A 19,986-nucleotide genomic window follows, 5' to 3' on the forward strand; every position below is an offset into this window, starting at 1 on the left:
ACCACAGCAATGATCTCAGGGTTACTATGATAAGGGCTTTCTGCCTAAGGCAGACTGACCCGCGGCGTTGGGGATCGCCTGTCGCCCGCTTTTAGCGGGCATTCCCCATCCTTGCGCAAACTCAGACCTTGGCGGAAAACGCTAAGGTCTTTTTTACTACATAGCTCTATTAATGGGAGGGGATCGAAGTGAGATACAAAATCGGTCTTGATATCGGCATTACCTCGGTGGGCTGGGCAGTCATTAATCTGGATATTCCTCGCATCGAAGATTTAGGCGTCCGCATCTTTGACAGAGCGGAAAACCCGCAAACGGGAGAATCACTAGCTCTTCCTCGACGCCTCGCCCGCTCGGCCCGGCGTCGGCTGCGCCGCCGCAAGCATCGTCTTGAACGCATTCGCCGTCTGCTCATCCGTGAAGGAGTCTTAACGAAAGAAGAACTGGACAAGCTATTTGAGGAAAAGCATGAAATTGGCGTCTGGCAGCTGCGCGTTGAGGCATTGGATCGAAAATTAAACAACGATGAGTTGGCTCGCGTCCTCCTTCATCTAGCCAAGCGGCGCGGCTTCAAATCCAACCGCAAAAGCGAGCGCAGCAACAAAGAAAACAGCACGATGCTCAAACATATTGAAGAAAACCGAGTCATTCTTTCTGGCTACCGAACCGTCGGCGAAATGATTGTGAAAGATCCAAAGTTTACGCTCCATAAACGCAATAAAGGAGAAAATTACACAAACACGATCGCCCGCGATGACTTAGAACGTGAGATCCGACTCATTTTTTCCAAACAGCGCGAGTTTGGAAACATGAGTTGCACGGAAGAGTTTGAGAATGAATATACCGCCCTCTGGGCGTCACAACGTCCTTTCGCTTCCAAAGATGACATTGAGAAAAAAGTAGGTTTGTGTATATTTGAACCGAAAGAAAAGCGGGCGCCAAAAGCAACATACACATTCCAATCGTTCATCGCCTGGGAGCACATCAATAAATTGCGGCTCGTCTCCCCATCAGGCGCACGGGGGCTCACCGATGAGGAGCGCCATCTTTTATACAAACAAGCGTTCCTTAAAAATAAAATCACCTATCATGATATTCGGACGTTGCTTAATTTGCCTGACGACACTTACTTTAAAGGCATTGTCTACGACCGGAACATGCCATTGAAGCAAAACGAAACCATCCGCTTCCTTGAACTCGACGCCTATCATCAGATTCGGAAAGCCATTGATAAAGTGTATGGAAAAGGAAAGTCAAGTTCGTTTCTTCCCATCGATTTCGACACATTCGGTTATGCCTTGACATTGTTTAAAGATGATGCCGATATTCGCAGCTACTTGCGAAATGAATATGAACAAAACGGGAAACGGATGCCAAATTTGGCGGACAAGGCATACGATAACGAACTGATTGAGGAACTGTTGAACTTATCATTTACAAAATTCGGCCATTTGTCGCTAAAGGCGCTCCGCAACATTCTCCCGTATATGGAACAAGGTGAGGTCTACTCTTCGGCTTGTGAACAGGCGGGATACACGTTTACAGGGCCGAAGAAAAAACAAAAAACGGCGCTGCTTCCGACTATTCCGCCGATCGCCAATCCGGTCGTCATGCGCGCGTTGACACAGGCGCGAAAAGTGGTGAATGCCATCATCAAAAAATACGGTTCGCCAGTATCCATTCATATCGAGCTAGCTCGCGATTTATCACAAACGTTTGACGAACGGCGCAAAACAAAAAGAGAACAAGATGAAAACCGGAAGAAAAACGAAACCGCCATCCGCCAGCTCATAGAATACGGGCTGACGCTAAATCCAACCGGTCTTGACATTGTCAAATTCAAACTGTGGAGCGAACAAAACGGGAGATGCGCCTACTCACTTCAGCCAATCGAAATCGAACGACTGCTTGAACCTGGTTATACGGAAGTAGATCATGTGATTCCATATAGCCGAAGCTTGGACGACAGTTATACAAATAAAGTGTTGGTATTGACAAAAGAAAACCGCGAAAAAGGCAACCGCATTCCTGCCGAGTATTTAGGGGTCGGAACCGAACGCTGGCAACAGTTTGAAACATTTGTGTTAACGAACAAGCAGTTTTCCAAAAAGAAGCGGGATCGGTTGCTCCGGCTTCATTACGATGAAAGCGAAGAAACGGAATTTAAAAACCGAAATTTAAATGACACCCGGTATATTTCACGATTTTTCGCCAACTTTATTCGTGAACACCTTAAATTCGCTGACAGCGATAACAAACAAAAAGTATACACCGTCAACGGCCGCATTACCGCCCATCTGCGAAGCCGCTGGGATTTTAACAAAAACCGTGAAGAGTCCGATTTGCATCATGCGGTAGATGCCGCCATCGTCGCCTGCACAACGCCGAGCGATATCGCCCGAGTCACCGCCTTTTATCAACGGCGCGAGCAAAACAAAGAATTGGCTCAAAAAACGGAACCGCAATTTCCGCAGCCTTGGCCGCACTTCGCTGATGAGCTGCGGGCGCGTTTATCAAAACATCCACAAGAGAGTATAAAAGCTCTCAATCTTGGAAATTATGATAACGAGAAACTCGAATCGTTGCAGCCGGTTTTTGTCTCCCGAATGCCGAAACGGAGCGTCACAGGGGCGGCTCACCAAGAAACATTGCGGCGATACATCGGCATCGATGAACGGAGCGGGAAAATCCAAACTGTTGTCAAAACGAAACTGTCCGAAATCAAACTGGATGCGAGCGGACATTTTCCGATGTACGGCAAAGAAAGTGACCCAAGGACATACGAAGCGATCCGCCAGCGGCTGCTTGAGCATAACAATGACCCGAAAAAGGCGTTCCAAAAACCGCTGTACAAGCCAAAAAAGAACGGGGAACCCGGGCCTATCATTCGGACAGTGAAAGTCATCGACACGAAAAACCAAGTCATCCCGCTCAATGATGGCAGAACCGTTGCCTACAACAGCAACATCATCCGGGTCGATGTGTTCGAGAAAGACGGCAAATACTATTGTGTCCCTATCTATACAATGGATATGATGAAAGGGATCTTGCCAAACAAAGCGATCGAGCCGAACAAACCGTACTCTGAGTGGAAGGAAATGACGGAGGACTATACGTTCCGATTCAGCTTGTACCCGAATGATCTCATTCGCATTGAGCTTCCTCGGGAAAAAACAGTGAAAACAGCCGCAGGCGAAGAGATTAACATTAAAGATATGTTTGTCTACTACAAAACGATTGACTCAGCCAACGGGGGATTAGAGTTGATCAGCCATGACAACAGTTTCTCGCTCCGTGGCATCGGTTCAAGAACCCTCAAACGATTCGAGAAATACCAAGTAGATGTGCTTGGAAACATCTACAAAGTGAGAGGGGAAAAGAGAGTTGGGTTGGCGTCATCTTCTCATCCGAAAGCCGGGGAAACTATCCGTCCGTTACAATCAACTCGTGATTGAACAGGAAGAAAAAGTTTCTATCCCGTTGGAGGATATTTGTTCCATTGTCATCGAAGAACAAGCCGTAAGTATAACTGCAGTTGCTTTAAGCAAAATGGCGGAGTATAACATCACCCTGTTCACTTGCGACCAAAAACGGCTCCCCAGTGGGGTGCTGCAGCCGTTCCAAAAACATTCTCGCCAAGTGGGCGTGCTGCACATGCAGTACGCCTACTCCAAGCCTTTTAAAAAACGAATTTGGCAGCGAATCGTGATCCAAAAACTAATGAATCAAGGAAAATGTTTGGAGTTCCTGAACAAAGAAGGAGCAGATGAACTATACCGCATCAGCAAAACCGTCGACTCTGGAGACAGCAACAACCGCGAGGCGTACGGAGCCAAAAAGTACTTTCTGTATTTATTTGGAAGTGAATTCACCCGACGAAGCGACTCAGTGGTGAACGCTGCTTTAAATTACGGATACGCCATTATGCGCGGACTCGTCGCCCGCTCTCTCGTCGGGTATGGCTTTTTCCCGTGCTTGGGAATTTACCACGATAACGAGTTGAACAAATTTAATCTCGCCGACGATTTTATGGAAGTATTGCGCCCGCTCGTCGACCTATACGTGGCCCAACATATTCAACCGGACGATGAATTTTCTCCGTCCATTCGGGCAGACTTATATAATTTGGCCAATATGGACATACTAGTGAATGGAGAAAAACTGACCGTCGTGAACGCGGTGGAAGAAATGACAAAAAGCTTCGTCACTGCAAGCCGGAGCCAAGACCCTTCGTTGTTGAAATTGCCGGAACTTCTCCCGTTGCAACTGCACGTATATGAGTAAGTTTATGCGGTTGCTCGTCTTTTTTGATCTCCCCGTCGTGACCAACCGGGAGAAGCGTGAATACCGGCGATTTCGCACATTCCTACTGAACGAAGGGTATGATATGTTGCAGTTTTCAGTCTACAGCCGCGTCTGCCACGGACACGAAGCAACGGATAAACACTTGACAAGATTAAAACGCAACTTACCCCCTCAAGGATCGATTCGGGCGATGGTCGTAACGGAAAAGCAGTACGCAAAAATGCAGCTGCTTCTCGGGGAACCAACGGCACAAGAAAAGAAAATGACATCCACCCAGCTAACACTTTTTTAAAAAACGGAAAGGGTTCCCCCTTTTTGCATAAGCACATTTGCATTTTTTGAAAGCAAAAAAGCCTGCGATCCTTGAGATTGCAGGCTTTTTTGGATACGTATTATACCACAGCGATAATCTCAGGGGAACTATGACAATATGTCTTGTATGTGTTGCTCGGTAAGATTATACCACAGCGATAATCTCAGGGGAACTATGACTACGGTACTGTTTGGAAACAAAGCTCGTATTATACCACAGCGATAATCTCAGGGGAACTATGACCGGCCAAGCGGCGGTTATCAACCGTGATTATTATACCACAGCGATAATCTCAGGGGAACTATGACTAAAGCGACCGGCGTACGTCATGATGTCAATTATACCACAGCGATAATCTCAGGGGAACTATGACGTCGAACTCGGCGTGAACCCGGCTGTTTGATTATACCACAGCGATAATCTCAGGGGAACTATGACGGTCGTTCCGTCCGTGCGAGTCGTCAACAATTATACCACAGCGATAATCTCAGGGGAACTATGACACTCCGTCCGCCCAAAAGGTGAGCGTTTAATTATACCACAGCGATAATCTCAGGGGAACTATGACCCTTTCCGCGTGCTTCATGAAAACCTTGTAATTATACCACAGCGATAATCTCAGGGGAACTATGACGTGGGTTCGGGTGTTACTGGTAATATATATATTATACCACAGCGATAATCTCAGGGGAACTATGACTCGTCGGAGGCGAATAGCAACCGAAACTACATTATACCACAGCGATAATCTCAGGGGAACTATGACCGTCCCTGTCGTACGATTTGCGTACACCGGATTATACCACAGCGATAATCTCAGGGGAACTATGACATTGATCTGCTCCTTTTGCTGTTCCTGATAATTATACCACAGCGATAATCTCAGGGGAACTATGACTACGAAGGCGGATGTTATCTAGTCGAGGTGATTATACCACAGCGATAATCTCAGGGGAACTATGACCTTATCGCCCCAAAAATCTTCTTCAGTAATATTATACCACAGCGATAATCTCAGGGGAACTATGACTATTCCCATGCAGTGGGCATCCGTGCCAGAATTATACCACAGCGATAATCTCAGGGGAACTATGACAAAAAGACGAAGAAACCGACGAAAAAGATGATTATACCACAGCGATAATCTCAGGGGAACTATGACCCACTCACCGTCATGAAACATTTTACCGAAATTATACCACAGCGATAATCTCAGGGGAACTATGACGATGTTTTTGTAACGGTGAAACCAGAAACTATTATACCACAGCGATAATCTCAGGGGAACTATGACCGATGCCGGCGTCGCGTAAGTACGTGGCCAATTATACCACAGCGATAATCTCAGGGGAACTATGACCGATAATGTAAAGGTGTTCAACATTAAACGATTATACCACAGCGATAATCTCAGGGGAACGATGACGAAGGGGACATTGTGGACGATGACGAAGCAATTATACCACAGCGATAATCTCAGGGGAACTATGACTTGAGCAATGATCTGATTGAACGGGAGCATTATTATACCACAGCGATAATCTCAGGGGAACTATGACGCAGAAAGGCCAGTAATTTCACGAACCCGCATTATACCACAGCGATAATCTCAGGGGAACTATGACCGTGCTTGTGCGCGATTGGCTTCGCGTACGATTATACCACAGCGATAATCTCAGGGGAACGATGACCCGCGTCTACTGTTACCGTGCCGCCGATAAATTATACCACAGCGATAATCTCAGGGGAACTATGACTATCGAACGCTTCTTCTTCAGACAGCCACTATTATACCACAGCGATAATCTCAGGGGAACTATGACCGTACATCCAGACTGTCATCCGCGCATATGATTATACCACAGCGATAATCTCAGGGGAACGATGACAAGAGCGGAGTTTATCGCCTCCATCCAGACATAAAAATCACGACTCACCAGTGTGATTTTCACGGAAAAAGCGGCTGAAATCGAACATCATGAAAAAAGGCGGTGGTTGACCGCCTTTTTGTTCTTTTCCTCTTACTCATTCAACGGGAAACACCGAGGTAAGATGGATATTCTGCCCCTTTTCTCTTACTCGCTCAGCAAGCGGCGAATTTCTTCTTCAGAAAGATCGACCAACCGGGCAATCTCGACGGCCGTCATCCCTTTTTGTGCCATCGTCTCAATGAGCCGCTTCATTCCTTGCTCAAGGCCGCGTTTCCATCCTTCTTCCATCCCTTCCTTCTTCCCTTTTTGCTCGTAGGAGATGATCAGCTCCAGCACTTTCTCTCTTTCTTTCGTTTCCATCGCCTTCACCTCGCTTTGCAGCTGTTGTTCCTCTTCCTCCGTCAACTTCACGTACGTCTCAAAAAACCCAAGCAGCAACCGCTGCCTCGCCTCATCCAGCTCCAACCGCACCAGCATGCGCAAAAACTCTTTTTTCAGCTCCACCTTCTCCCTTTCAGTATACCCCATTTGACTGAGCAGCGCAGCCGCAACCGGATTGTCCTGCCGGATGTACTCCCGCCAATGCTTCTTCCGCAGCGCCACCGGAAAAAAGCGAAACTGCAGCACTTCGCCAAAGGGAAATTCCATCGAAAACACAGACGGTTCCTCGCGGAGGGAATCATAATGGAAGACAGCGATCGGAACGATGCGGGTTCGGTAGGTTTCATACAAGCGGCTGAAATAGAGGAACATGCGCTCGGCAAACGACGGCTGGACATACCCTTGCGTTTCCACGTGCACGATGATCAGCCCGTCTTTGCCTTTCAGCTTCGTCTCGACCAGCAGATCGACGCGGTACTTTTCGCCGGCCGTCACATCGGTAAACAGCTCTTCGGATAAAAAGGACAGATGGTGGAAATCGATATGCTCGTGCATGTCGGGGAAAAAGAGAAGGAAGAACTCTTCGAAAAACGTGCGGATCAGCTCTTTGAACAGCCGATCATGGTCAATCGCCATTCGATCACCTCACCTTGATGGTCTCTCTTCTTCTATTCGCCATCCCCAAGGCGGCATCCTGCTCACAATGAGAAATTCCTCATAGGTACGATAAAAACGAACGATCCCTTTCACTTGCAGCCCTTGTTTGTAGTTTCAATCCCTCATAGGTACGATAAAAACTGCAGCAAGCGTTTCGAAATAGGCTGTAATCAACTGGTTTCAATCCCTCATAGATACGATAAAAACCAAAAACCGCTGCCATAACAAGCTTTCTCCCGCAGCCGCAACTTCAGCATAAAACATCCCGAATATTCTGTCAATCAAGCCCATTCATGATGGCTCTAGAGATTAAGCGATCAAAACCAATGTCGTCGACCCCCTAGGGTTTTTGCGCGATTGGAGGTCGACGACAACCAAGGAGTGCTTCCTGGTGGCTGGCTTGCCTTGTTTCCCGATTGCTGTTTGCCTAAGCGAGGACAAACGCTCGTCCTGCGGCGCATAAGACCGAGATACCGCCTGCTCATCCACCGCGGGCAAGACGAACACAAATATTGGAATCCCAACGCTTGCATGAACAGGGGCGAGTGCTAACTTTTTATGTCTCGAAGTAGTCGGCCGATGATCGCCTCTTGGTATCCCGCTTTTTCCGTTTTCACCATCGCTTCTTTCACTGGCTGCAGCGACGCTGACGCTACGGAGGCGAGTTTGGCGAGCCGCTCCGGAGGCAAATGAACCGTTGGGGTGGCGGCGAAGTAGTCATCGACGCTGTAGCGCCATAGAACAGCCGCCAAGCCGTATCGCCCGAGAAAACGGTCGGCCATTTTCAAACCTTCCGGGTCAAAGTCGCCGGAGTAATGCAGCTTGGCTCCTGAAGCCACGAGCAAATCAAGGAGGCGCATCGTCGCTAAATTCATTTGCCCGTTCGTACAGACAAGCGGGGCGTGGGTGTCAAGCAAGGTCGAGAAAACGCCCGCGTTTTCCACGACATATACGATGCCGCCGTTGGCTGGATAGGCGCGAATGAGCGACAACACGTCCCTTAGCGGTGCATTCAATGCGCTGTTGGCTTCGACGGCAGCGGTGAAGACCGGGTGAGGGCCTTTCTTCGTTTCGGCCAACAAGTTGGCGCAGGTGGCAAAGTTCAAAATATCCTCGCGGAGCAGGCCGACGGACTGCAGCAATTCATTGACGCTCTCTATAGAGGTCACATCCCACTCGCCTGGCACGGTCGCTTGCAAGGCCGACAGCAACACCTTGCCGGGGAGCGTTGACAGGTCAAAGGCGTGTGGATCGCCGGCGATGTGCTGGGCAAACAATGGGAGCCGCTCATACGAGCCGAGCGGCAAGCGGCGAAGGGCGGCGCCGACAAGACGGATCGCCGCCGCCAACTCTTCGCGGTTTGCCTCATACGCTGCTTGGATGAACCTTTGGCCACAAATGTCTTCAAGCCAAGGGTGCTCGTGGGCGAGGTGCCCGAAAAACCGCTCCCGCTCCTTTTCGGCCGCCTGGCGCTGTTCTTTTTTCGGCACGAGCGGCTCACCGAAATAGCGCTCGAGCAGCTCGATGAGGCCAACGCCGGCAAACCGTGTTCGTTCGAGTTGCTGTTCAAAGGCGGGCAGGGAAACGCGGGAAACGTCTCGGCCGAAAAAGGCGGCGATGGCTTCTCGCTCGTTCTCGCTGAACGATGCCAAGGAGACGACGCCACCAACACGACCGAGCGACTCGTATTTCCTCTTCATCTCGACAAACAAACGGTGAAAGCCCAACTCGGAACGGAAAAAGGCAGCGGCCTCTTCGGCCCGGTTCATGTCTCGATCAACTCCCATTCTTCCTCATTCGCTACTAATTGCTTGATGCGCCCGTTCCAATAATACTGGATGACGGTGACAAACGGCGCATTGCGCGGGCGGACGAGCTCGCAAATCGACAGGGCCGGCACGGTGTCGTAATCACCCCAAAGCGCCTGCGAGTTCATGATGTAGTTAAAGCCGAGCTGTTCAACAAGGCCGAACATCATGCGGATGTTGTTTTCATCGACACCGGCGAACGCTTCATCAAGCGAGATGATGTACGGCGCATCATCGCCTGCTTCTTGATAGCGTGAATACGCCGCCGCAAACAGCGGAATGTACATCGCCAACGCTTTCTCCCCACCGCTGAACCGATAAAAGCGCTGATTTGTCAGTTCGCGCTTCGGTTCGTGTTCTTTTTCATAGTAGAGGGTAAACGAAAACCATTTCCGATAGTCGAGCACTTCTTTTATAATTTGATGAAGCGTATTGCCTTGGCCGCGTTCCTCAAGCAGTTCGCGGGCGCGGGCGATTTTCGAGCGGAAATGGTTCGTCACCCGCTGCAAATCTTCCTCCTTGAGCAGCCGTGAATCCATCCGCAGCAATCCCACCAGCTCTTTCGTGTCGAGCTCGTCTTCGGTCTCCGCCGTTTTCGGCTTCCATTGAATGGATAGAGCGAGGCTCGATGACGTATCAATTTCGCTCATCCGCTTGTTCATGTCGTTCACCCATCGCTCCGCGCGTTGGATGCGGCTGCGCAAAATGCGGCCGACCGACTTTAAAATGACCTCTTCGTACAGTTCCCGGTCTTGTTCTTTCATATACTCGTGCTGCAACGCGATTTCCCGCTCAACTTCCGCCAAGACGACAGACGGCGTGGCACGCTGCCCTTTGTAGTCAAGGAAAATGACGTTTCGCTCTTGTTTTTCCCGCCAATCAGCTGCTTTCATCGCCATTTCGTCGTCCGGCGCCGCGGTGCTCCATTCTTTCTCCTCGAACGGCAGCGATTCGAACGTCGCCCGGTATTCAGTCAAATTGGATGATTCTTGGAAAAAGATTGTGTTCAGCCGAGCCAGAAGCGAAGAGCGGCTGTCTTTCAACGTTCCCCCATACCGCTGTTTCGCTTCGCTCGCCTGTTCGCGAAGCGGACGCGAACGGTCCAGCTCCACCAACTTGAGCGCCGCTTCACGGGCAAAGGCCTGCTCCCATGCGGCGACCAGCTCGCGAGCGAACGTTTCCCGTTTCTCTCCTTGTTCCCGTTCTTCGGCGAGACGGGCAAGGCGCTGCTCGGTCCGCGCCCGCTCGTTGACTAGACGCGGAACTGCCTCGCGCAGGGTGTTGAGCCGCTCCCGCACGCGGGCGATTTCTGCGCGAATGTCATCCGCCCCCATTTGTTGGAGCGTTCGTTCGATCTCAGCCATGCGGAGGGCCAAACGTTCCTCTTCATCGAGCAGGCGGTTCCGCTCCCCTTTGGCCTCATCGATGTCATCGCGGAGCGCCTGCAGCTGCTCGCGCTGCTGGGCGATCATCGCCGCCACATGGAGTGCTTCCCGAACATGCACTTCCAGTACATGCAAAAAGCGGAGATACGATTTCATCGCTAATCGGGCTCGTTCGCATCCTTCCACGGAAAACGCCACATCAAGCCCTGCAGATTGCTCACGCAACGTTTGCTTGAGGTGCTGCCACTCGCGGGCGAGACAGGATACTTTTTCTTGTTGCCGCTGCCAGTCGCGCTCTTTGCTTTCCGCGCGACGGCGCGCTTCCTCCCGTTCCTCAAACGCCACGCGCACATCGCGGTCCGATGGAAACGCGGCAAACCACTCCGCCAATGCGGCTATATGAGCTTCCACCGCTTTGTGTTCCGCCTGCAGGCGGTCAAGCGCTTGCCGCAAGGAAGCAATCTCCTCTTCCAATGAAGCGATCTTCTCCATCCGCCACCGCTGCCTTGCCGCGCGGCCGATGAACATGGCGCGCTCGCGGGCGGGCGCATGACCGCGCACGAGACCAAGCGCATAGCGTCCAGCTTCATTAAGCGTCATGCCACCGTCTTGCGTCTCATCGGCAATGACGATACTGCGAAGCACGGCATCAATCCGCTCCACAGCGACAGGGACACCTGCATCTGGTTGAAGATAATCAGCCAATGTATGCGCCATATGCATCGGGTTCGGGACGAGCACCCGGTCATACGTCACCGCCACATCGCGGTCAATGATCAGCGCATCGAGCAGTCCGGCATGGGCGAGCGCCGATTCGATCCGCTCGCGGACAGGCTCCGGCACATGGTCGAAAAATTCAACTGCCGCATACAGCGGGACGGAAATAACTCCTTGTCGCTCCAACTCTGTGCGCATGGCATCCGTCTGTGGATCGCGTTCCGGTTCTGGGTCTTGTTCCATCTGCCAATGGCGAAGCTCCTGCTCGCGCTCGGTGAGTTGGTCGCCAAGCAAGCGCATTTCGTGTTCAAGCCGCCATTTTTCATCGTTTTTCTTCCCGACGGCATCATAATACGCCGCTGCGAACGGCTGCTTGAGGTCATCAATGGAATACTGCTCATACAAGCCGTCCGTCTGTCGCAAAAACGTCTGAATGCACGCTTCGTCCGCCGTGACGCCGCCGCGCTCCAGCCAAACGAGCACTGCTTGTTCCCACCGCTCTTTTTCTTGGTCAAGCAGTTCGTCCCATTTCCGGTATTGATGCCGCCATTGGTCAACTTCCCGCTGCAGTTCGCCCGCTTCTTTGCTTGCTTCTTCATAGCGCACTTGCATTCCTTCATGACGACGCCAAAGGTCGGCGAGCGCTTCGAGCCGTTCCGCATGACGGTCCGCTTCCTGCTCCCAAACTGTAAACGGAAACTCACGCTGTTGGCGGCGATGGCGGAGAAAATCGTCTTCATTCACTTCATGGTCGGCAAACGCCCCTTCGTCCGCGTCGGCGCGCAACTGCGCCAGCGTTCCTTCTACCTTCCGTTCCAGCTCATCGAGGCGCGCTTCCGCCTCATCGATTTGATGGCGGCGCTGCCGTTCAAGCCGCTCCTTCTCTTCGATCACCTGCTCTTGCCGCTCCCGCCGCCTCGCTAGGTCGCGCTGCTGTTCCTTTAACTCTTCGTGCTTTTCGGCTTGTTGAAAGACTTCATGGCCCGCAAGCTCCACTTCCCGTGCACGCAACACGTCTTCTTCCCGACCGAGGCGGGTGATCTCCTCATCCAGTTCATCGAGCCGCTGCCGCGCTTTGTTCTCCTCTTCTGACCTTGTTCGCTGCTCAGCGGCGAGCTGTTCGGCTCGTTGGACCGCTTTCTCGTATTCCATGGCTTTTTCGGCAATCATATATTCATTGTAATGACGATATTGATCACAAAGCCGCTTCAGCGCCCGCTCATCGCGCTCGAGCTGCTCCAGCTGCTGCTTTGCTTGGTCCATATTTTCAATCGTCTCGGACAAATGGCGCAATTCCTCATCGGTTAACGGCGGCAATGAGCTTTCCAAAATTTCGTAAATCACCGTCGGCTTGAAATCTTTCGATAATTTCGGACTTCGCAATTGAATCAACAGCTCGATCAACTCTTGAAACGCCTCGAGCGATTCGAAGCGGAACACATGCTTATTGACCAGCTTCATATATTCTTTTTGCGTTTCGACCACCGTTCCCCCGGCGCCGAGCGCATCGACGAGCTCGCGCTTTGTCAAAGGAATCTTCTCGCCTGTTTTTTCTTTTTTGTACAAGTAAACATCATGGCCGATGCGGCGGTTGTCCAAAATGACAAAGCCCCAAAAGTCGAGATTTTTTTGCCGTTTCGCTCGCAAGCCGATGCCGGTCGTGAGATATTGATCGGTTTCAGTCCGCTTATATTCGAGAAACAAATAGCCGGTTCGCTCATCGCGGTTGACGACATCTTTTTCCCCGAGCAAGTAATCTTCCATTCGCCGCGCCCGCGAACCGAACGGATCGAGCCGGTCGGGCGTCTTTTTCCCGTCAAGCAGCACCGGGATCAAGCTTTGCATCGTCACCGATTTGCCCGCTCCATTGCTTCCGCGCAAAAACAACTTTCCGTCGGCAAAATGAAAATATTGTTCATCATAATACCAGAAATTGATCAATCCCGCGCGATGCAACATCCATCGATCCGCCATCATGGTTCCCTCTCTTTCGCTTGAAAATCGTCCGGGTATCGACCGCACAGCCGCCCAAGGAGCGGGTAGAGGACGACCATGCCCGTCTCAGAATCCGCGTCTGCCATTCGCCATGCTTTCAGCTCCGCCAACACCTCGCGGGCTAACTCCGCAAGCGATGCTTCGCGATGCGTCTTCCCCCATCCAGCTTCGTAGCGATGCTTCGTATCGGCGAGCCATTCAGAAAACTGCGCCGGCGTCAGCCAAAGTCGCCCGTACTCGTCCGGCGGAAAGGACGCCAACCGCTCGCGGACGACGGCGGCAAAATGAAGGATGATGTCAGACGTCCCTTTTAGATCGGGAAAGAGCGTATACGGCGCCTGCCGTTCCGGAATCGTCAACATGGCGACATTTTTGTACAGCTCATATCGAAACGGCGTATGGGACTCAATATCCTCACGCAGCCGCTGCCGGAAGTTGCGCAAGTAATAAAAATCTTGCTCGTCGCCTTCCGTTCGGTGCACAGCCGGCGACAAAAACAGCTTCCGGTACAGACGATGACGCCGGTAATCTTGCGGCGACGCTTTCCATTCTTCCGCCAACAGTTCGTCAATCGACGTATATTGCAGCAAGTCTTTCGGATATGTGCGCATAAAATAGCGCGCCAACACCGGCACTTCATAAAGCGCTTCTTCATCCGCATGTTGCGCGAACGCTTCAATCTCTCCATCCATCCGACGGATCAGCCCGATTTGTTCCGCTGCTTTCAGCACGCGAATGAGCGCGCGCCGCTGGGAATAGTTCGTCCAATCGACCGGCACATCGCCCGGATACATGGTGCGGATTTCCTCGCATACATCGGAAAGCAAAAATTTTTCTTCAACCGCCTTGCTTTCAACATACGCCATCAAGCAGCAAAACAGCGCGTAATCGAGCGGCTCTTGAAACGACGGAATCCCCATCCACGGCTCCGGCTCGGCTGGAATTTTTTCGAGCTTCGCGAAATGCCGGTGCACGATCAATCGGTAGCCAAACTTCTCCTCGATGTATCTCTTGAGCACGTGTTCGCGTTCGCGGACAAGCTGATACCGTTCCGGGTCGGCGTCGCGAACGATCCAAAATTGTTCAAACAGCGCCGCCAACGCTTCTTTTGCTTTGTCATCAAACGACGCCTCCATCTTCGCTCCCTCCTTTCGCCATCACTTCGATTTCGTAGTTGGGCATCACAAGCGTTCCGTCTTCAGCGCGAAGGCAAATCGTGCCGTGTCGACGAACAATGCGGATGTCCCAGCCGTTCTCTGTTTTCACGGTTGGCTGTTCTTTCCCCATGGCTTTGGCGATCCAGGCGAGCAACGTCTTCCGTACGTACGGGGGCACTTCGCCGAGTTCGGCCAGCACAATTTTTCCGTCTTTCACCAGCTGTTTCAGTTCGGCTTCCTCGCGTGCTTTCTCCTCCAAATAGCGGCGGCGCGCTTCTTCTTTTTCCTGTTTTTTCTCCTCGATCGCGTGCGGTTTCTTCTTTTCTCCATAATGGCGCACGCGCGGCTTCGTCACCCATTCCATCGGCCCCTCTTCCCAAACATCGCGATACATATCGTCTGTCGCCTCATTGTCTGCAATCACATGTTTCGTATGGAAGCAGCCGAACACGACCGCCGACAAACAGTGTGCCTCTTCGATCGAGGACAGCTGCGAAAACCAGCGTGCCAAGTGCAAATAATCGCCTTTGCGGCTGCGAAAGTGGTGATGCCGCTCACCAAGCCGCTGCACAATGCGCGTCAAGCGACGAATCGCTTCGTTCGTCTGATGCTGCAAAAACGACAGCTCGCTTTCGTGACCGTCCCGACCTAAAAACCATTCGCGCAAACTGCGCCACGTCTCGCGCTTTTCTTCGATGCATTCGGCGCGCGACGGAGCGCTGTCGGCAAAGCGTGGAATCGATCGCTCATAATCGACTACGTGCTCAATGAACCGGTTCACCCCTTCGTCTGGAAGGTCTTCCAACAGCCGCTCAATTTGCATCGACGTCTTCTGTAAGGCGACGATAAAATCACGCAAATAGGCGGTAAATTGTTCCTTGTAAACGAGAAACGATTCCGCCGTCATCCGTTCTTCCAAATTTTCGCTATGCAAATAGGCGATATAATCGGCCGAATGGTGAATGATTTTTTTGAAATAATCAAACGTCTCCTCCCACACCTGGTGTATTTCGTCCGGTTTTTCTTGGAAATTAGCAGATATGATCGTTTCCATGCGAGAAAGGGAGGCGTACAGACGGTCAAACCGCGTTTTCTCGAGCGAACCGCCGAACGAGTCGCCCAACTGTTCGAGCGTGCGAATCATTCGCTCAATTTCCACCGTGTACGGGCTGCATTGGTAGCGAAACCGCTTTTTCTTAAACTCTTCGATCGTCCGAACATGGGAAGTCTCTTGACGGGCGATCAAATTGTTCCATTTTACAAGCTGATCGAGGTCCTGCTGCAACTCATCCTCGGTATAATCCACAAATTCGCTATGCTGTTTCAAAAACGCATACACTTCTTCAGGGAACAAATATTGCCGCATCCGCTCGTGCTGAATGTAGAAATAGCGTAAAATCGCGCGATAACGGTGTGCATTTTCCGCCGACAAATACTTTGTTTCGACAATCGGCTTCAGCCATGAAGCATCCATCTTCGTCCACCTTCGCCTCTCCTTTTCCTACTCATTATTGTAAGGTTTGGTTCTTTCTTTTGCTAGTGAAAGCCATTTTTCCGAATGTTTCTCGCCATCCATGCACTTTTTTGTAAAATAGAAACAAAGAGCAAGTGAATCGATATGGAAGCGCTATTGCAGAAATTTTGCATGAGGTGAAAGCGACGCGCGCAGCGGTCGAATCGCTCGAACAGCGGGTTGGTTCCTTGGGGGAGCAGGTGGTCAATCTCAATGAGCGGACAGGCGCCCTTGAAGCGCAAGTGGCCGAACTCAACGAGCGGACGGGTTCCCTTGAACAATAGTTCGCTCAACTGAACGAGCGGACAAGCAGCCTTGAGCACCAAGTCGGCCGACTCAATGAGCGCATGGCCACTGTCGAACATCAGGTCGGCGAGCTCAATGAGCAGACGAACACGCTTGCACAGCGAATCGAGTTGCTTGATGAGCGCACAAACGAAACGAAGGCAATGGCCGAAGCGCTCCGTCACGGGCAAGAAGTGCTGGCCGCCAAATACGAGGCGGTGGCCCACGACTTCCACCAAATGAAAGGCGACCTCACCCATATCACATCCATCCTCGAAGATAAGGTGTTGCCTACCCTCGCGGAACATGAAGCGAGACTGCACGTCCTAAACACCCGCGTCTTCAAAACGGAAAGCGCTCTTCATCGCCTCGTTCACGCGCGAGGCGATGTCCAAACATAGATGATCCACCCATTCTCAATCCGACGGCTCAACGCTACCGTTTTTTATTCCGTCCGGCCCGAACATCTCGAATTCGGAGTATTCAAGAGAATCCGAGAGCATTCCCGAGCATTTGTAAGCATCAATAAGGAGAGAACACCTCTCACGGCGAGAGCAGGTGACAGGCGGATAGATCGGCTGATACCAAATTTGCCAGCTGCACCCAAATTGCGTTATCCTTTTTATTGTGACGCTTTTTCACCCCTCTGCGTCGTTTGGCCGCTTTTTCCCCTCTTGTGATATTATCCAAAAAAGGAGGAATCGTTTTGCGTAAATGGTTCATGTCATTGCTCGCTGTCGGGCTTGTGTTCGGTCTGGCTGCCTGCAGCGGAACAAGTGATGCAAAAGGAAAAATCGTGATTACCGGAAAGAAGTTTACTGAGCAAGTCATTTTGACGCATTTACTGGCGGAGTATGTGAAGGCCAACACCGATTTGGACGTGGAAGTGAAGGACAGTTTAGGCGGCGCGTTTATGCTCCAGCAAGCCATTGAAAACGGGGATGTCGACATGTATGTCGAGTATACGGGGACAGGGTATTTAAACATTTTAAAACAGCCGTACGACCCCGCAAAAACGCCCGAACAAATCTATAATGAAACGAAGAAGTTATATAAGGAAAAGTACAACATCGCTTGGCTCAAACCACTCGGATTTAACAACACCTACGCTTTGGCGATGCGCAGAGACCTCGCGGAAAAGCTCGGGGTGAAAACGTACTCCGATTTGGTCCATCATTCGTCCTCCCTCACCTTTGGGTCGGACGCCGAGTTTTTTGAGCGAAGCGACGGCTATGACGGGCTTGTCGATACGTACGGATTCCATTTCAAAAAAACGGTCAACATCGACCCGGACTTGCAATATGAAGCGGCGAAAAATGGGGAGATTGACGTCATCACGGCCTATACGACCGATGCAAGAATAAAAAAATATGATTTGGTTGTGCTAAAAGATGATAAGAACTACTTCCCGCCGTACCACGCCGTGCCGATCATCCGTCAAGAAGTGTTGGATGCCAATCCAGAACTGGAGGAAACGTTGAACAAACTGGCCAACATCTTAACGGACGAAAAAATGATGGAACTCAACGGCGAAGTAAACTTGGAAGGAAAACGGCCGCGCGAGGTGGCGATTGACTTTTTGAAATCGGAAGGACTGATCGACTAGAAAGCGAGGAATGTGGATGATTCGGTTTGACAACGTGACAAAACAGTATGAGGATGGATTTGTGGCCTTAAAAAATATTAATCTCGAAATCCGCAAAGGCGAGCTCGTCGCCTTGATCGGGCCGAGCGGCTGCGGGAAAACGACGACGATGCGAATGATCAACCGCCTGATCGAACCGACATCGGGAAAAGTGTATGTCGATGGGCAAGACATTTCCGCGCTTGACCCGGTTGAGTTGCGGCGCAACATCGGCTATGTTATCCAACAAATTGGCTTGTTTCCACATATGACGATCGCGGAAAATATCGCACTCGTACCGAAACTGAAAAAATGGGAAAAACACGCCTATGAAAAGCGGGTCGATGAGTTGCTTGAACTCGTCGGATTGGATCCATCGACGTTCAAGCACCGCTACCCGTCAGAGCTCAGCGGTGGCCAACAGCAGCGCGTCGGCGTCGTCCGCGCGTTGGCCGCTGAACCCGATATCATTTTGATGGATGAGCCGTTCAGCGCCCTCGATCCGATCAGCCGCGAACAGTTGCAAGATGACATCGTCCGCCTGCAAGAAGAGATCCACAAAACGATCGTCTTTGTCACCCATGATATGGACGAAGCGATCAAAATCGCCGATCGAATTGCCCTGATGAAAGATGGGGAAATCGTCCAATTTGCGACGCCGGACCAAATGCTCAGACGGCCCGCCAACTCGTTCGTCCGCGAGTTTATCGGGGAAGACCGTCTGCTGGCCCGCCAGACGGCCGTGCCGACAGCAGAAGACTTAATGTCCGATGCCGTCGCCACGATCGCACCGCGGCGCGGTTTGGCCGAAGCGTTCCGGCTGATGAAGGCGAGAAAGGTCGACAGTTTGGTCGTCGTCGATAAAAAACAATCATTTCTTGGCATCGTGACGCTCAAACAAATCGAACAACGATACAATGAAGAACATTTGCTTGTCGCTGATATTGCTGATTACGATGTGACAACATTGCAAAAAGAAGCGGATGTGACAGACGTCGCCGCCTTGTTCCAAGATCCGGACGTGCGGATCATTCCAGTGCTTGATGGCGACCGCCTTGTCGGCGGCATTACACGCTCGAGCATGATGCGCGCGCTCGCTGAGTGGACATTTCAGCAGCACGCATGAACCAAGGAGGGAGACAATGGAATTATTGCAGACGTTTATTGAACGAAAGGAAGACATTTGGCTCGCTTTTCAAGAGCACGTACTGTTATCCGCCATTGCCATGGGCATTGCCATCGCAGTGGCCGTGCCGCTCGGCGTCGTGTTGACGCGGTATCGCAAACTCGCCGAGCCGATCATTGGCATCGCCGCCATCATCCAAACGATTCCGAGCTTGGCGCTGCTTGGGTTTATGCTGCCGATTTTCGGCATCGGCAAACTGCCGGCGATCATCGCCTTGACGCTTTATGCCTTGCTTCCGATTTTGCGCAACACGTACACTGGCATTCTTGGCGTCGACCCGGCGCTCGTTGATGCCGGACGAGGAATGGGGATGACATCGCGGCAAATTTTATGGATGGTCGAGCTTCCCCTCTCGCTTCCGGTCATTATGGCCGGCGTGCGCACCGCGACGGTGCTGACGATCGGCGTCGCCGCCTTAGCGACGTTTATCGGCGCCGGCGGACTTGGCGACTTGATCGACCGCGGCTTGCGCATCGCCGACAAAAACTTGATTTTAGCCGGCGCCATCCCTGCCGCCGTTTTGGCGATTGCCTTCGACTGGCTGCTGCGCAAAGTGGAAAAGAAAGTGACGCCGAAGGGGCTGTAATCAGCCCTTTGGCTCCCCAACTTGCATCGGAACAACGCTCTCCCCTGCTTCCCCGCCCCGGAGCGGGTGGGTATAGTAAATAGGCATCACCCTTGATGTTCGTATCAATCAAAACAGATGCTTAGGTCCAACATGAATGCTCGTAA

At 51.5% G+C, this 19,986-nt stretch carries 11 protein-coding genes, 1 pseudogene and 1 CRISPR repeat array; of the genes and pseudogenes, 7 read left to right on the forward strand and 5 right to left on the reverse strand.

The genetic code is table 11. The annotated features are described in order from the left end of the window. Positions 1-188 precede the first annotated feature (188 nt). The 3 genes from cas9 to cas2 are packed head-to-tail and all read left to right on the forward strand — an operon-like array spanning position 189 to position 4,594. On the forward strand, positions 189-3,452 hold the full coding sequence (gene cas9, locus IC803_RS15495) for a type II CRISPR RNA-guided endonuclease Cas9 (protein ID WP_081209836.1): 3,264 nt from the start codon (positions 189-191) through the stop codon (positions 3,450-3,452). Next, entirely contained in the window at positions 3,382-4,281 is a 900-nt protein-coding gene (gene cas1, locus IC803_RS15500) for a type II CRISPR-associated endonuclease Cas1 (protein ID WP_081209838.1), read from the forward strand. The genes cas9 and cas1 overlap by 71 nt, the downstream gene beginning before the upstream one ends. Positions 4,282-4,285: 4 nt before the next feature. Further along, positions 4,286-4,594, forward strand: coding sequence for a CRISPR-associated endonuclease Cas2 (cas2, locus tag IC803_RS15505; protein ID WP_081209840.1), 309 nt, complete (start codon positions 4,286-4,288; stop codon positions 4,592-4,594). A gap of 99 nt (positions 4,595-4,693) precedes the next feature. Next, a CRISPR array of direct repeats spans positions 4,694-6,504; the repeat unit is 36 nt; unit sequence ATTATACCACAGCGATAATCTCAGGGGAACTATGAC. Between the two features lie 186 nt (positions 6,505-6,690). Here cas2 and IC803_RS15510 read toward each other — a convergent pair. The 5 genes from IC803_RS15510 to IC803_RS15530 form a co-directional block, all read right to left on the reverse strand. Continuing rightward, entirely contained in the window at positions 6,691-7,563 is an 873-nt protein-coding gene (locus IC803_RS15510; protein ID WP_190304224.1) for an Rpn family recombination-promoting nuclease/putative transposase, read from the reverse strand. A 569-nt stretch (positions 7,564-8,132) separates the two neighbouring features. Beyond that, a complete protein-coding gene (locus tag IC803_RS15515) occupies positions 8,133-9,353 on the reverse strand; it encodes a TIGR02679 family protein (RefSeq protein WP_081211045.1) in 1,221 nt (406 codons plus the stop codon). Further along, positions 9,350-13,468: a TIGR02680 family protein gene (locus tag IC803_RS15520; RefSeq protein ID WP_081211047.1), complete on the reverse strand. Its 4,119-nt coding sequence runs from the start codon at positions 13,466-13,468 to the stop codon at positions 9,350-9,352. Before IC803_RS15520 ends, IC803_RS15515 begins: the two co-directional genes overlap by 4 nt. After that, a complete protein-coding gene (locus IC803_RS15525; protein WP_143421111.1) occupies positions 13,468-14,625 on the reverse strand; it encodes a TIGR02678 family protein in 1,158 nt (385 codons plus the stop codon). The genes IC803_RS15520 and IC803_RS15525 overlap by 1 nt, the downstream gene beginning before the upstream one ends. Further along, entirely contained in the window at positions 14,609-16,120 is a 1,512-nt protein-coding gene (locus tag IC803_RS15530) for a TIGR02677 family protein (protein ID WP_081211049.1), read from the reverse strand. The genes IC803_RS15525 and IC803_RS15530 overlap by 17 nt, the downstream gene beginning before the upstream one ends. 144 nt (positions 16,121-16,264) lie before the next feature. Between IC803_RS15530 and IC803_RS18275 the strand changes: the two are divergent. From IC803_RS18275 to IC803_RS15550, 4 genes and pseudogenes are all read left to right on the forward strand, one after another. Then, positions 16,265-16,845 (forward strand): annotated as a pseudogene (locus IC803_RS18275) (hypothetical protein). Positions 16,846-17,165: 320 nt separating this feature from the next. Further along, positions 17,166-18,050 carry a glycine betaine ABC transporter substrate-binding protein gene (locus IC803_RS15540; protein WP_081211105.1) on the forward strand — a complete coding sequence of 295 codons (885 nt, stop codon included), beginning with the start codon at positions 17,166-17,168 and terminating at the stop codon, positions 18,048-18,050. 16 nt (positions 18,051-18,066) lie between these two features. Then, positions 18,067-19,194: an ABC transporter ATP-binding protein gene (locus tag IC803_RS15545; RefSeq protein WP_081211051.1), complete on the forward strand. Its 1,128-nt coding sequence runs from the start codon at positions 18,067-18,069 to the stop codon at positions 19,192-19,194. Between the two features lie 16 nt (positions 19,195-19,210). Next, complete coding sequence (locus IC803_RS15550; RefSeq protein ID WP_081211053.1) at positions 19,211-19,840, forward strand: ABC transporter permease; 630 nt, start codon at positions 19,211-19,213, stop codon at positions 19,838-19,840. Positions 19,841-19,986 lie beyond the last annotated feature (146 nt).

The sequence above is a fragment of the Geobacillus sp. 46C-IIa genome, from assembly GCF_014679505.1.
Classification (GTDB): Bacteria; Bacillota; Bacilli; order Bacillales; family Anoxybacillaceae; genus Geobacillus.